The following is a 14,046-nucleotide window of genomic DNA, read 5'->3' as shown; positions in this document are numbered from 1 at the left end:
TGGTGCGGGTGCGCGAAGGTCCGTCGGGGGAGATGCCGGTGCCCGTCGGTGCGCGTTGGGCTGCCGCACGGTCGAAGGGTCCCGGCCGATGGGCGCTTCCGCGTGTTCGTCGGTGCGGGGCGTGTCCCGCGGGGAGAGGACGCGCTCACCGCGGCCGACGACGACGGGGAGGCTCCTGGTCTAGTTCGGGCTGTTCGCGGACGCCCTGTCCGAGGTGGTGACCGCATCCGGGGCGGTGGAACGTCCCAAGCCCGCGGAGTCTTCCGCGGGCTTGGACCTCGCCAGCCACAGGCCGGTGAACACGGCGGTGGCCAAGGTGATGGCACCGGCCGCGACGAAGGCGCTGTCGAGGCCGGCCCCGAAGGAGGCGCCGCCGGATTCCCGGGCGCGGACGACTGCCCCGAGCACCGCCACGCCGAGCACCGCACCGATCTGCCGGGTGGTGCTGCTGATGCCCGAGGCGAGGCCGCCTTCCTGCGGGCTGACCGCCTGGATGGCAGCTCCCGTCAGGGGGGACATGGTCAGGGCGAAGCCGGTGCCGACGACTCCCAGCCGCCACCACACGTTCCCGTAGCCGGTGTCGGCGTGCACCGTGCCGAGCGCGAGCAGCCCCAGGCCGGCCAGGGCCAGGCCGGTGGTGACCACGACGCGGAAGCCGTACCGGGCGGCGAGCCGGCCCGCGTACGGGCTGACGATCACCATGGCGAGGGACAGCGGCAGGGTCTGCAGGCCGGCGCGCAGGATCGAGCTGCCCTGGACGTACACGAAGAACTGGGAGAAGAAGAACGACGAGCCCATGAGCGCGAACCCCACCACGACCATGGCGGTGTTGGACACGGTGAACAGGCGCCGGCGGAACAGCCGCAGCGGCAGCACCGGTGCGGAGCGACGCGCTTCGACGGCGACGAAGGCGGCGAGGAGGACCACCGCGGCGGCGAAGCTTCCCAGGATCACCGGTGACGTCCAGCCGCGGGCACCACCCTCGATCAGCCCGTAGGTCAGCACCCCCACCCCGAGAACGGACAGCACCGTCCCCGGGACGTCGATCGCGGGGGCGCCCGGATTGCGGGTCTCATCGAGGCTGCGCAGACCGACCAGCAGAAGGACCACGCCGATGGGCAGGTTGACCAGGAAGATGGCGGGCCAGCCGAAGGCGTCCGTCAGCACTCCGCCGGCCACGGGGCCCGCGGCCAGGCCGATTCCGCTGAGTCCGGCCCACAGCCCGATCGCCTTCATCCGTTCTTGCGGTACGGGGTGGGCGGCGGCGAGCAGGGCGAGCGAGGCAGGGCTCAGCGCCGCGGCCCCGATGCCCTGCAGCACCCGGCCGACGACCAGCCAGCCGAGCGAGGGCGCGAGGCTGCACAGCGCCGACGCGGCGGTGAACACCACCACGCCGGTCAGGTACACCCGCTTGCGGCCGAACCGGTCGGCGAAGACACCGCCCGACAGCAGCAGCATGGCGACCAGCAGGACGTACGCGTCGACGATCCATTGCAGACCGGTCAGTCGAGTGTGCAGCCGGTGCTGCATGTCGGGCAGCGCCGCTCCGACGATCGTGTTGTCGAGCAGGACCATGAACTGGCCCAGGCAGGTCACCGCGAGCAGCACGGCCCGGTTTCGTCCACTGCCTGAGACCGCGGCCGATGCAGCCATGGGGATTCCTCTCCGTCGTCGGTCGCGCCTCTCCGTGCCGGCGCGGTCAGCCCCCTGAATGCTCTAAAGCAGTCGGTGGCTGCGTTAGGTGACTGTAGGGAGGGTCGCCTCACAAACGCAAGTTCCGGCTGCGTTAAGGTGGGGGCATGAACGAGCGAGAGCGAGCCCGGCGGCCCGGAGGGCGCAGCGCCCGCGTCGGCGCGCAGGTGCACCAGGCCGTCACCGACCTGATCAGCGAGCGCGGCCACGGCAACTTCACCGTCGGCGAGGTCGCGGCCCGCGCGGGCGTGGCCGACAGCAGCATCTACCGCCGGTGGGGCAGCCTGGAGGCCCTGCTCACCGACGTGACGCTCGCCCGCCTCAACGCGCGGTCGCCGATGCCCGACACCGGGAGCCTGGCCGGCGACCTGCGCACGTACGCGGCCCAGGTCGCCCGCGAGATCACCGGACCCGACGGTCTGGCGGTGGTGCGCCTGGCCGTCGCCCTGTCGAGCAACGGTCCGGAGGGCCTGCAGGCGGCTGAGGCCCTCCGCGCCGAACGCACCCGGCAGCTGCAGGCCATGCTCGATCGTGCCCGCGAACGCGGCGAGTGCGCACTCGACGCGTCCGACGTGCTGGACCACATCATGGCCCCGATGTACATCCGCGTCCTGTTCGGCATGGTCCCGCTCGCCCCGGACTGGGTCGACGGGCTGGTCGACCGACTGCTGTGACCTCGACCCGGTTCCCGCGATCGACCCTCGGACGCGGTGCCGGGGCTCCGTGAGGCGCTCGCCGACACGCGTCCGAGGGTGCGGTCTCAGGCGGAGCCCGGTGCGGACGCCCGCGGTGCGCGGAAGTGCGGGATGACGTGCTCGCCCCACTGCCGGATCGTCTCCAGACAGACCTCCTGCGGCACCGTGCCCATCTGGATCAGGCACATCACCTCGTCCACGCCGATCTCCCGGAGCCGCTCGACGTAGGCGATCGCCGTCGCCGCGTCCCCGTAGGCGTGGTCGGTGTTGTACGTGCCCGTGTCGACCGGGCGGGCGGGGATGTCCGCCTCGTGCAGGCGGGCGATCAGCTTCTGCCGCTGCTCGTCGAGCGCCCCGCTGTGGTCCTCGTCCTCCGCGTAGCCCGTCGGGGCGGGCGCGCCGCCGTACCAGTGGGCGATCGACTCGGCGAAGAAGCGCTGGCCCCGGGTGCCGAGCCGGAGCGCGCGGGCGGCGTCGTCGAGGACGATCGTCGGGCAGAGGGCGGAGAAGTGGTCGTTGACCTCCGTGGAGACGAACCGGGAGCCGTCCCTGGAGGCGAGGGCCTGGTCGTACACCGCGCGCATCGCCCGCACGTCCTCGGCGCCCGCGAAGCCCATCACCAGGGCGCCGATGCCGAGTTCGGCGGCCTGCCGGAGGGAGTCGTGCTGCGAGCAGGCCATGAAGAGCGGCGGATGCGGGGTCTGTACGGGGCGGGGGAGGACCGCGCCGGGCCCGATGTCGAGGGTGCCGTGCCACTCGAACTCCGGCTCCCGCCAGGCCGAGGCGAAGATCCGCAGGGCCTCCTCGGTCTGCGGGCGGGTGTCCTCCGGGCGCACCCCGAACATCCGGGTCTCCTGGCGGGTCGCGCCCCGGCCGGCGCCCACGTCGACCCGGCCTCCGGAGAGCACGTCGAGCATGGCGGCGCGCTCGGCGACCCGGACCGGGTGCTGGTAGCCGAAGGGCATGGTGACGACGCCGTGGCCGACGCGGATGGTCCGGGTGCGGGCCGCGACCCAGGTCAGGAAGATCTCGGACGCGCTCATGTGGGCGTACTGGACGAGGGAGTGGTGCTCGACCGCCCAGATCCGGTCGAAGCCCATCTCCTCGGCGAGGACGGCCTGTTCGACGCAGTCGTGGAGGACCTGGTGTTCGCGGGCGGGGGTCGGGTCGACGAGCTGTGCTTCGAAGATCATGGAGAACTTCACGGGACGCTCCTCCCGGGGAAGACCGGCTTCTATGCCTAATCGAAATACTTCTAGCAGGCATGGTCACCAGGGGGAAGGGCCGTAGACTTCCGTCCGTGGTGGACCGAGAGAGCGTGCCAGGGCTTCCCGCGACCAGCTGGGCGGTGCTCGGACTGCTCTCCCACGGACGGGAGTTGTCCGGCTACGACGTCAAGAAGTGGTCCGACCGGTCCCTCGGCCTCTTCTACTGGAGCCCTTCCTTCAGCCAGATCTACAGCGAGCTCAAGCGCCTGGAGAACAGCGGCTACGCCACCTCGCGGCTCGTCGCCCCCGAGGCCGGCACCCGCGACAAGCGCGTCTACCGGATCACCGACGAAGGCCTCGACGCCGTCCGCACCTGGGCCCGCACGGCCCCCCTCGACCCGCCCGTCCTCAAGCACGGGCCGATGCTGCGGCTCTGGCTCGGACACCTCCTCGAACCCGAGCGGATGCGGGAGATCCTGGCCGCGCACCGGGAGTACGCCGAGCGCATGCGGCAGCGCGCCGAGGCCGACGTGGCGGACGCGGGGGCGGACGAGGCCTGGGCGTACCCCCGGCTCACCCTCGCCTGGGCCGAGCGGTACTACACGGCCGAACGCGACCTGGCCGACGCCATGCTCGCGGACATCGAGGAGTTGGAGGGGGAGCGGTAGATGGCACTGAACCTGCGCAAGGTCGAGGAGACCGCGCCCGCGCTCGTGAGCCTCTACAAGGAGGCCGGGGCCTCCCTCGAACGGCACGGGATCAGCGGGCAGCGGGTCGCCGTCTACCTCGTCGTCGACTACTCGGGCTCCATGAAGCCCTATTACGCCAACGGCACCGTGCAGGCCCTCGCCGACCGGGTGTTGGGGCTCTCCGCGCACCTCGACGACGACGGGCGGGTGCCGGTGGTGTTCTTCTCCACCGACATCGACGCCGAGACCGACATCCGGCTCGACGACCACGTCGGCAGGATCGACCGGATCGTCGCCGGACTCGGCCACATGGGGAAGACGAGCTACCACCTCGCCATGGACGCCGTCATCGACCACTACCTGGACAGCGGCTCCACCGCCCCCGCGCTCGTCGTCTTCCAGACCGACGGAGGGCCGATCAACAAGCTCGCCGCCGAGCGGTACGTCTGCAAGGCGGCCCGGCTGCCCATCTTCTGGCAGTTCATCGGCTTCGGCGACCCCGGAAGCCGGCAGTTCGAGTTCCTGCGCCGGCTCGACGAGCTGGACGTGCCGGCGAAGCGGCCCCTCGACAATGCCGGCTTCTTCCACGCGGGCCAGGACCCGAGCCGGGTCCCGGACGCGGAGCTGTACGACCGGCTCGTCTCCGAGTTCCCCGCCTGGCTCGCCGCGGCCCGCGCCCAGGGCGTCGTACGGTCATGAGACCTCTCGGGCCAGTCGGGCGAACTGCTCCTCGGTGAGCGCGACGTCGAGCGCGCCCAGGTTCTCCACCAGGTGGGCCGCCGAGGACGTACCCGGGATCGGGAGGATGTGCGGGGCCCGGTGGAGCAGCCACGCCAGGGCCGTCTGGGACGGGGTCGCCCCGACCTCGCGGGCCACCCGGGCGACCGGACCGTCCGGACCCGCGTGCCCGCCCATGGCGACCGGGAAGAAGGGGACGAACGCGATCCCGCGCCCGGCCGTGTGCTCGACGACCGGCTCGTGGTCGCGGGTCGCCAGGTTGTAGAGGTTCTGCACCGCCGCGATCGGGGCCGTCGCCTCGGCCTCGGTGAGCTGCTCGACCGTCACCTCCGAGAGCCCGATGTGCCGGACCTTGCCCTCCTCCTGGAGCCGCTTCAGGGCGCCGACCTGCTCGGCGACCGGGACGTTCTCGTCCAGACGGTGGAGGTAGAGGAGGTCGATCCGCTCCGTACGCAGCCGGCGCAGGCCCAGCTCGGCCTGCTGGCGCAGATAGGCGGGGTGGCCCAGCGGCACCCACTCGGTGGGGGAGGGCCGGACCACGCCGACCTTGGTGGCCACCGCGACCCCGTCGCCGTACGGGTGCAGCGCCTCGGCGAGCAGCTCCTCGCCGGCTCCCAGGGCGTACGCGTCGGCCGTGTCGAAGAGGGTGACGCCCGCCTCGGCGGCCGTCCGGAGCAGGTCCACCGCCGCCGCCCGGTCGGCCGGGGCCGTCCAGATGCGGGCCTCCGGGCCGGTCGGATCGCCGGGACCGTCGGCGAGTCGCATCGTGCCGTACCCGACACGCCGGACCGGCAGGTCCCCGCCGAGCTGGAATATCGTCGTATCAGTGGACGGAGTCGTGTTGTTCGTCATGCTCGGAACCGTAGGAGCTCACACGGATGTGAGGTTCAAGCGCGGACGGGCCGATGTGAGGGGGGTCACATGAAGATCGGTGAGCTGGCGCGCGAGACCGGGGTGAGCGTCCGGCTGCTCCGCTACTACGAGGAGCAGGGCCTCCTCGACTCGGAGCGCACCCCCGGCGGGCAGCGGGTGTACGGCCCCGACGCCCCCGCCGTCGTGCGCCGCATCCGCGCCCTCCTCGGCGCCGGACTGCCGACCCGGGTCATCGCCGAGGTCCTCGACTGCGTCTGCGGCAGCGAGGCGGAGATCGAGCCCTGCCTCAACCCGATGCTCGTCGCCCGGCTCGACGCCATCGACGAGAAGATCCACGACCTCCAGGGCACCCGCTCCTCGCTCGCCGCGCTCGTCGCGGTCACCGAGGGCAGGCAACTCGCCACCGCGGACTGATCGTTGGGGAATTCGGTGGCCCCCGGTCGTCGGGGCGCGCGATCATGGCACCCATGACTTCTCTCGTACGACACGTGACCATCGACTGCGCCGACGCCCACGCCCTGGCGAGCTTCTGGGCCGCCGTTCTCGACGCGAAGCTCGCCGACGACGACTTCCCCGGCGACCCGGAGGCCACGGTCGAGTCGCCCGGCGCGAACCTCCTCTTCATCCAGGTGCCCGACACGAAGTCGGTGAAGAACCGCGTCCACCTCGACCTCCAGCCGCAGGACCGCACCCGGGACGAGGAGGTCGAGCGGCTCCTCGGCCTCGGCGCCACGCTCTTCGAGGACCACCGGAACCCGGACGGCACCGGCTGGGCGACCATGAAGGACCCGGAGGGCAACGAGTTCTGCGTGGAGCGCAGCAAGGCGGAGCGCGCGGCGACCGCCTGACCCCGACCGGGCCGCCGCGCGGGGGACCAGAATGGGCACGTGCCGAACACTGCAAGCAAGAAGAAGACCACCCAGGCGAGCGGGGGGCCCGAGCGGCGCCGTGAACTCCTCGACACGGCGGCCGAGGTCTTCGCCGCCCAGGGGTACAACGCCACCACCGTCCGCAAGATCGCGGACGCCGCCGGGATGCTCGCCGGCAGCCTCTACTACCACTTCGACTCCAAGGAGTCGATGCTCGACGAGATCCTCTCCACCTTCCTGAACGAGCTGTGGGAGGGGTACGACGCCGTCCTCGACGCCGACCTCGGCCCCCGCGAGACCATCGAGGCCCTCGTCACCGAGTCCTTCCGGGAGATCGACCGGCACCGCGCCGCCGTCGCCATCTACCAGAAGGAGTCGCAGCACCTCGTCGACCAGCCCCGCTTCGGCTACCTCGTCGACTCGCAGCGCAAGTTCGAGAAGGCCTGGCTCGGGACCCTGGAGCGCGGCGTCGCCGCCGGGGTCTTCCGCGCCGACCTCGACGTCCGCCTCACCTACCGCTTCGTGCGCGACACCGTCTGGGTCGCCGCGTCCTGGTACCGGCCGGGCGGACAGCACAGCCCGGAGGAGATCGCCCGCCAGTACCTGTCCATGGTCCTGGACGGCATCGCCGTACGCGGTCCCGGGGCGCCCGGGGAGTCCGGGGAGCGGGGGGTCGGGGCGGGAAGGTCCTGAGGCGCACTATTGTTCCGGTAGACATCCGGGACCTGTATCGCGAGTCCCGGGAGAGACAGCCGGGGTCGCATCGCGTGCTCCGGGAGAGACAGCCGGGGCCCGTATCTCGTGTTCCGGGTAGAGACAGCCGGGGCCCGCATCGCGCAGGTGCGGGCCCCGGCTGTGCCGCGCACCGGCCAGGAAGGCACGAATGACCCGCTCCGAACGCCCCCACAAGCGCGGCCCCCGCACCGCCCAGGCGAAGTCCACGTCCCAGCCGAAGGGCCCCCGCGGCGGCCGTCGTCCCGCCGCGCCCCCGCCGCCGCAGGAGTTCACTCCGCCGGAGACGGTGACGCCCGCGCTGCCGCCCGTGGCCTCCTTCGAGGACCTGGACATGCCGGCCGCGCTGCTGCGGACGCTCACCGAGCAGGGTGTGACCGAGCCCTTCCCGATCCAGGCCGCGACCCTGCCGAACTCGATCGCCGGGCGCGACGTCCTCGGCCGGGGGCGTACCGGCTCCGGCAAGACCCTCGCCTTCGGGCTGGCGCTCCTGGCCCGCACCGCAGGCCGCCGCGCCGAGCCGACCGCGCCGCTCGCACTCGTCCTGGTGCCGACCCGTGAGCTCGCCCAGCAGGTGACGGACGCCCTCACCCCGTACGCCGGCGCGCTGCGGCTGCGGATCACCACGGTCGTCGGCGGCATGTCGATCACCCGGCAGTCCTCGTCCCTGCGGCGCGGCGCCGAGGTCCTCATCGCCACGCCGGGCCGGCTCCACGACCTCATCGAGCGGGGCGACTGCCGTCTCGACCAGGTCGCCGTCACGGTCCTCGACGAGGCCGACCAGATGGCCGACATGGGCTTCCTGCCGCAGGTCACGAAGCTGCTCAAGCAGGTCGAGCCGGGCGGGCAGCGGCTGCTGTTCTCCGCGACCCTCGACCGGAACATCGACAAGCTGGTCAAGATGTTCCTGGACGACCCGGTCGTGCACTCGGTCGACCCGTCGGCCGGTGCGGTGACCACGATGGAGCACCACCTGCTCTACGTGCTCGACGAGACCGACAAGAAGGCCGTCACGCTGCGGATCGCGGCCCGCGAAGGCCGGACGATCCTCTTCATGGACACCAAGCGGTCCGTGGACCGGCTGGTCAAGCGGCTCCTCGCCAACGGCGTGCGGGCCTCCGGGCTGCACGGCGGCCGCTCGCAGCCGCAGCGCAACCGGACCCTGGACCAGTTCAAGACCGGCCAGGTCACCACGCTCGTCGCGACGAACGTGGCGGCCCGCGGCATCCACGTCGACGACCTCGACATGGTCGTGAACGTCGACCCGCCGATGGACCACAAGGACTATCTGCACCGCGGCGGCCGCACGGCCCGCGCCGGCGAGTCCGGCAGCGTCTTCACGCTGGTCCTGCCGGAGCAGAAGCGGGACATGGGCCGGCTGATGTCGAACGCGGGCATCAGCCCCCGTACGGCGCAGGTCAAGTCCAGCGACGAGGAGCTCGCCGAGCTCACCGGCGCCCGGGAGCCCTCGGGCGTCCCCGTCGTCATCGAGGTCCCGCAGCCGACCCCGGCGCGCAAGCCGGCGGGAGCCGGTGGCGCGGGCACGGGCGGCCGCCGCCGTCGCCGTCCGTCCGCCTCCGGAAGCGGTGGTACGGGCACGGCCGCACCGGCCTCGGGCCGCACCCCCGGCACGTCCACCGGCCGCGGGTCCGCCACCCCCGCCGGAAGCCGGACCTCCGGCACCGCGACGGGCACGGGCCGGGGCTCCGGCGCCGCGGGCGGCTCCGGGCGCGGGACGGCCGGTTCGGGGCGCGGCTCCGGCACCGGCCGGGGTTCCGGCGCGGGCGCCGGGCGCGGCGCGGCGGCCGGTGCCGGCCGGGGCGGGCGTCAGGCGTCGGCCACCAGCCGTTCGCGGAGCGCCGCGAGCTCGCGCAGCTCCAGGCCGAGGCCGACCGACACGTAACGGAAGAGGCTCCCGTACGAGGTGCGGACCTGGTCGAGGGCGGTGTCCAGGTACTCGGTCCGCACCTCCTGGAGCGGCACGATCAGCTCCGGGTTCTGCATGAGCCCGCCCTGCTTCAGGCCCTCCCGCACCCGCGCGTCGTAGGCGGCGCGGAAGGTGTTGGAGGCCAGGTAGTCCGCGCGGGCGGAGGTCTCGGGCACCCCGAGCAGGGTGAGCAGGAGCCAGCTCGTCCAGCCGGTGCGGTCCTTGCCGGAGGTGCAGTGGAAGAGCAGCGGCCCCCGGCGGGGATCGGCCAGGTCCCGCAGGGTGGCCGCGAGCGCCGCCCGGTTGGCGGGGTCGGTGACGAAGGTGCGGTAGACCTCGCGCATGAAGGCGGCGGCCCGGCCGTCGCCGAGCATCTCCTCCTGCCGGACCGGGTCGCGGGAGCCGATCGCGGCCATCAGCTGACCGAAGAGGCCGTGGTCGGTGATGGGCCGGGCGACCGGGACCGGCCCCGCGGGCAGCCGGTCGGCGCCGTCGTACCCGACCTCCAGCGGGATCCGCAGGTCGACCACCGTGCCGAGGCCGAGCCCGGCGAGGGTGGTGAGGTCGGCGTCGGTGAGCTTGGCGAGGTGGTCGCTCCGGTAGGCGAGGCCGTGCCGGACCCGGGCGCCGTCGTAGGTGACGTACCCGCCGAGATCGCGGACGTTGACCGCGCCCTGGAGCGGGATCCGGCGGATCGCGGTGGCGGTGAGGGGGCGGGGGCGGGCGTGCGCCTGCGTGGGCAGGGCCGAGAGCAGGGCGGCGGCACCGGTGGTGGTGAGCAGCGCACGTCGGGACAGGGGCATGGCTGGGCTCCCTTGCGGACTGACGGACGTACGGCAGGGCCGTACGGCTGACGGACTCGGGTGGGACAGCCGTGGGCGGACGGGCCCGCGGAGCGAGCGGGAAGGCCACCGTTCCATCAAACGTTAGTTAGGTGACCTGGCGGCAAGGAAGGTAGCAGCCGGAAGGGCCGAAAGGGAGGGGTCTGCGGCACGCGGCCGCGCGGAGCTACTCCGTGAGGCGCTTGGTGGCGGCGCGCTGACGGTCGGTCGCGCCGGTCAGGAAGCGGGTGATCGTCGCCAGCTCCTCGGTCGTGAACTCCTCGTAGAGCTCGTGCACCTCGCGCGCCCAGTCGTCGAAGAGCGGGGCGAGCTCGGCCAGCTTCTCGGGGCGGGGCTCGACGAGCACCCGGCGCTTGTCCGTCGGGTGCTTCACCCTGCGCACGAAGCCCTTGCGCTCCAGGCGGTCGACGAGCCCGGTGACGGAGGCGGGGGCCAGGCCCGAGTGCTCGGCCAGCTCCTTGGCGGTGAGGGGGCCGTGCCGTTCGAGCAGGTCGAGCGTCTTGGTCTCGGTGGCACCCAGGTCCTGCTGGGCCGCGATCGCCGAGTGGAAGGCGACCGAGGCCGCGCTGGAGTCCCGGCCGGCGGCGGTGAGGGCGGCGATGACCGCGCCCCGCTCCAGGTCCCGTCCGCCGTCCTGCTCGCCGCCCCGCTCCCTGCCCTGCTCGTTCATGGCGGCAGCCTAGCAAAATTCATTTCGTTCGACCGAACGAAAGACTTGTGATCAGAGGTGGGTTCCTGGCATCTTTTATTTCGTTCGGGCGAACGAAATAAATCGAGGAGGACCCCGTGTCACCCACCCCGCACCGCTGGGCCGCCGCCGTCGTCATGATGGTCGCCGCCCTCATGGACCTGGTCGACGTCACCATCGTCAACGTCGCCCTGCCCTCCCTCGGGCGCGGCCTCGGAGCCTCCGAGAGCACCCTCCAGTGGACCGTCTCGGCCTATCTGCTCGGCTTCGCCGCCACCCTCGTCGTCGCCGGACGGCTCGGCGACCGCTACGGTCGCAAGACGCTCTTCCTCGCCGGCACCGCCGGATTCGGCCTGGCGAGCCTCGCCTGCGGCCTCGCGCAGACCCCCGGCCAGCTGATTGCCGCGCGTGCTGTGCAGGGCGTCGCGGCCGCGGTCCTCATGCCGCAGGTGCTCGGGTCCTTCCACAGCCTCTTCCGGGGCGAGGAGCGCGGCAAGGTCTTCGGCCTGTACGGGGCGGTGGCCGGCTTCGCCTCCGCGATCGGACTGCTGCTCGGCGGCGTCCTCACCGACGCGGACCTCTTCGGCCTCGGCTGGCGGAGCGTCTTCCTCGTCAACGTCCCCGTCTCGCTCCTCACCCTGATCGCGGCCGTCGTCCTCGTCCCCGCCACCCGTGAGCGGGCCGCCACCAGGCCCCCGGTCCCCGGCAGCCTCGTCCTCGCCGCAGGTCTCGTCGCCGTCGTGCTCCCGCTGGTGCAGGGCCGCGGCTGGGGCTGGCCGCTGTGGGGCTGGGGCCTGCTCGCCGCGGGCGTCCTCGCCGTGGCGGGCGTGGCGGCGCGCGGCTCGGTGTTCCCGGCCGGCACGTTCCGGGTGCCCGCCTTCTCGTACGGCCTCGCCGTCCAGCTGCTCTTCGCCCTCGGCATGCAGGGCTTCTTCCTCGTCTTCGCGATCTGGCTCCAGGGCGGCCAGGGCTACACCCCCACCCAGGCCGGCGTGCTCATGGCCGCCTTCTCGGTCGGCGGCTTCCTGACCGCGCCCGCGGCCGAACCGCTCGCGGTCCGGCTCGGCCGGTACGTCCCGACGGCAGGCGCGGTCCTCATGGCCGCCGGCTACGGCTGGGTCTGGTACGCGATGGAGGGCGCCGCCCCCGCCCACACCGGCGCCTGGCCCCTGGTCCCCGGCCTCGTGATCGCGGGCGCCGGACTCGGCTTCCTCGTCGTGCCGCTCGTGAACATCGTCCTGTCGGCCGCCCCGGCCGAACTCGCGGGCAGCGCCTCCGGGGTCTTCTCGACGGCCCAGCAGTTCGGCGGCGCCCTCGGAGCGGCGGCGATCGGCACCGCGTACTTCGCCGACCTCTCCCTCGCGGCCGCGATGCCCTGGGTGCTCGGCGCGTACCTCCTCACCGCCCTGCTGAGCCTGCGACTCCCGGCCTCGGCGACCTCGTCGACCGCGGCCGCGGCGGTGACCGAGGGGGTGTGAGCGGCGGCCTGACGGACGCTCACCCCGCCCAACGGGACCGGGCCGCCGAACCCTCGGCGGCCCGGTCCCCCTGTGCCGACTGATCGACCACGCCTGCCGGCACCCCACCGGGAACGGCGTCAGCCGCGGCGCGGAGTCGTCCACTCCAGGCGGGTCCTGACCCGCGGGTCGCGGACGTGCTCCAGGGCGGCGAGCGCCGTCTCGCGCGGCGCGCCGTCCGCCTCCCCGTCCGCCAGGATCGACGCCAGCGCGTCGACGGCGCGCGGATCCTGACGGATCGCAAGCCCCCGCGCCGCCTCCGCCGCAGTCTCCGGATCGGCGTCGCCGAGCCGCTCCGCGAGACCCTCCCGTACGAGCGGGGTGTCGTCGGGCAGCTCGGCGAGCGCGAGGGTCGCCCAGTCCCGCACCCGGGGATCGCCGTCCCGGCTCAGCGCGAGCAGCACCCCGAGCGCCTCGACGTGCCCGGCCGGCACGATCCCGGCGAGGGCCGCCGCGGCCGCCCGGCGCACCACCGGGTCCGGATGCCCGGCGGCCGCGAGCAGTTCGGGCACGGCGGCCGCGTCTCCGCACTCCCCGAGCGCGAGGACCGCCGAGAGCAGCGGCTCCCGCGCCGGGGGCACCGCCTCCGCCGCCAGACGCCGCAGGACCGGCACCGCGCTCGGGCCGAAGCCGGGCAGCGCGCCGAGCACCCGCGCGCCGAGGGCCCGGCGCAGCGGATCCCGGTAGGCGCACCAGCCGGCCGCCGCCACGAAGGTCTCCTCGTCGGCCCGGCCCGCCAGTTCCGCCACCGCCGTCGTCCAGTCGTCGAGCTCCGGGTCGCCGCAGCGCAGCGCCCGCGCCGCGAGCTCCTCGTGCGGGGTGCGCAGACCGAGCACCGCCTCCAGGAGCGTCGCGATCGCCGCGTGACCGGTCCCCCGGTCGTCGCCGCGCCCCGGGGCGCCGTTCTCCCGCAGCAGTTCGACGCAGACCGTGATCCCGCCGTCCTCCCGGATCCGCCGGACGACCGCCTCGTACGTCTGCCCGCCCTCGTTCCCGGCGACGAGCCCGCGCCGCAGCTCGGCGGCGATGTCGGCGCCGATCCACCGCCGCGCCTCCCGCAGCGCCGCCTCCCGGGCCTGCGCCCCGTGGTCGAGGAGCGCCCGTACGCACGCGGACGAGCCGCGCCGGGCGGCGGCGACGAGCGGGAGGAGCCCGTCGGGTCCGGGCCGGTCCGGGTCGGCTCCGTGCTCCAGGAGCACCCGGGCCGTGTCGGCGTAGCCGAGGCGGAGGGCCCAGGCGAGGGCGGTGAAGCCGAACTCCTCCTCCTGGTCGGCCGCCGCGCCCGCCGCGAGCAGCGCCCGCACCACCTCGGTGTGCCCGCCGCAGGCCGCCCCGCACAGCGGCAGGTCGCTGTCGTTCTCCCCGCTGAGCCGGCCCGGGTCGGCCCCGGCGGCCAGCAGCACCCGTACGATCCCGGCCTCGTCGCCGACGGCCGCCCGGTACAGGGCGGTCTCCCCGTCCTCCGTGCCCTCGGGGTCGGCCCCGTCCCGCAGGACCCGTACGGCCCCGTCCTCGTCCCCGGCCCGGATCGCGTCGAACAACGTGCTCATGCCCCGACCCTGACGCGCCGTCGGCA

The 14,046-nt window shown here is 73.6% G+C and carries 14 protein-coding genes; 8 read left to right on the top strand and 6 right to left on the bottom strand.

The window, feature by feature from the left end; genetic code table 11:
* Positions 1–180 precede the first annotated feature (180 nt).
* Positions 181–1,653: an MFS transporter gene (locus tag SVTN_RS09810; protein WP_041128729.1), complete on the bottom strand. Its 1,473-nt coding sequence runs from the start codon at positions 1,651–1,653 to the stop codon at positions 181–183.
* A gap of 146 nt (positions 1,654–1,799) precedes the next feature.
* On the opposite strand from SVTN_RS09810, the gene SVTN_RS09805 reads away from it, so the two are divergent.
* Complete coding sequence (locus tag SVTN_RS09805; protein WP_041128728.1) at positions 1,800–2,366, top strand: TetR/AcrR family transcriptional regulator; 567 nt, start codon at positions 1,800–1,802, stop codon at positions 2,364–2,366.
* Between the two features lie 86 nt (positions 2,367–2,452).
* Here SVTN_RS09805 and SVTN_RS09800 read toward each other — a convergent pair whose 3' ends face one another.
* Entirely contained in the window at positions 2,453–3,592 is a 1,140-nt protein-coding gene (locus tag SVTN_RS09800; protein WP_041128727.1) for an LLM class flavin-dependent oxidoreductase, read from the bottom strand.
* A gap of 95 nt (positions 3,593–3,687) precedes the next feature.
* On the opposite strand from SVTN_RS09800, the gene SVTN_RS09795 reads away from it, so the two are divergent.
* Together SVTN_RS09795 and SVTN_RS09790 are read left to right on the top strand one after the other, a co-directional pair.
* Positions 3,688–4,263 (top strand): PadR family transcriptional regulator, encoded by a 576-nt coding sequence (locus SVTN_RS09795; RefSeq protein ID WP_041128726.1) that lies wholly within the window; start codon positions 3,688–3,690, stop codon positions 4,261–4,263.
* The gene (locus SVTN_RS09790; RefSeq protein WP_041128725.1) at positions 4,264–4,983 is read left to right on the top strand and encodes a vWA domain-containing protein; all 720 of its coding nucleotides are present in this window, start codon (positions 4,264–4,266) and stop codon (positions 4,981–4,983) included. It abuts the gene before it with no gap.
* Here SVTN_RS09790 and SVTN_RS09785 read toward each other — a convergent pair.
* The gene (locus SVTN_RS09785; protein ID WP_041128724.1) at positions 4,978–5,874 is read right to left on the bottom strand and encodes an aldo/keto reductase; all 897 of its coding nucleotides are present in this window, start codon (positions 5,872–5,874) and stop codon (positions 4,978–4,980) included. The two genes, SVTN_RS09790 and SVTN_RS09785, sit on opposite strands and share 6 nt — an antisense overlap.
* 69 nt (positions 5,875–5,943) lie before the next feature.
* Here SVTN_RS09785 and SVTN_RS09780 point away from each other — a divergent pair, with 69 nt between their 5' ends.
* From SVTN_RS09780 to SVTN_RS09765, 4 genes are all read left to right on the top strand, one after another.
* Positions 5,944–6,309: a MerR family transcriptional regulator gene (locus tag SVTN_RS09780; RefSeq protein WP_041128723.1), complete on the top strand. Its 366-nt coding sequence runs from the start codon at positions 5,944–5,946 to the stop codon at positions 6,307–6,309.
* 53 nt (positions 6,310–6,362) lie between these two features.
* Positions 6,363–6,743 carry a VOC family protein gene (locus tag SVTN_RS09775; protein WP_041128722.1) on the top strand — a complete coding sequence of 127 codons (381 nt, stop codon included), beginning with the start codon at positions 6,363–6,365 and terminating at the stop codon, positions 6,741–6,743.
* A 39-nt stretch (positions 6,744–6,782) separates the two neighbouring features.
* Positions 6,783–7,457: a TetR/AcrR family transcriptional regulator gene (locus SVTN_RS09770; protein WP_052499040.1), complete on the top strand. Its 675-nt coding sequence runs from the start codon at positions 6,783–6,785 to the stop codon at positions 7,455–7,457.
* A gap of 190 nt (positions 7,458–7,647) precedes the next feature.
* Entirely contained in the window at positions 7,648–9,399 is a 1,752-nt protein-coding gene (locus tag SVTN_RS09765) for a DEAD/DEAH box helicase (RefSeq protein ID WP_041128721.1), read from the top strand.
* Here SVTN_RS09765 and SVTN_RS09760 read toward each other — a convergent pair.
* Positions 9,324–10,226, bottom strand: coding sequence for a tyrosine-protein phosphatase (locus tag SVTN_RS09760; RefSeq protein WP_041128720.1), 903 nt, complete (start codon positions 10,224–10,226; stop codon positions 9,324–9,326). The two genes, SVTN_RS09765 and SVTN_RS09760, sit on opposite strands and share 76 nt — an antisense overlap.
* 205 nt (positions 10,227–10,431) lie before the next feature.
* Entirely contained in the window at positions 10,432–10,935 is a 504-nt protein-coding gene (locus tag SVTN_RS09755; protein ID WP_052499039.1) for a MarR family winged helix-turn-helix transcriptional regulator, read from the bottom strand.
* 116 nt (positions 10,936–11,051) lie between these two features.
* Here SVTN_RS09755 and SVTN_RS09750 point away from each other — a divergent pair, with 116 nt between their 5' ends.
* Complete coding sequence (locus SVTN_RS09750) at positions 11,052–12,431, top strand: MFS transporter (RefSeq protein ID WP_342669667.1); 1,380 nt, start codon at positions 11,052–11,054, stop codon at positions 12,429–12,431.
* A gap of 119 nt (positions 12,432–12,550) precedes the next feature.
* Here SVTN_RS09750 and SVTN_RS09745 read toward each other — a convergent pair whose 3' ends face one another.
* A complete protein-coding gene (locus SVTN_RS09745) occupies positions 12,551–14,020 on the bottom strand; it encodes an ankyrin repeat domain-containing protein (RefSeq protein ID WP_041128718.1) in 1,470 nt (489 codons plus the stop codon).
* Positions 14,021–14,046: the final 26 nt, after the last annotated feature.

Origin of the sequence: Streptomyces vietnamensis, assembly GCF_000830005.1 — a bacterium.
GTDB lineage: Bacteria > Actinomycetota > Actinomycetes > Streptomycetales > Streptomycetaceae > Streptomyces > Streptomyces vietnamensis.
The sequence above is the reverse complement of the archived record's forward strand: the minus strand, read 5'-3'. Positions and strand labels throughout refer to the sequence as shown.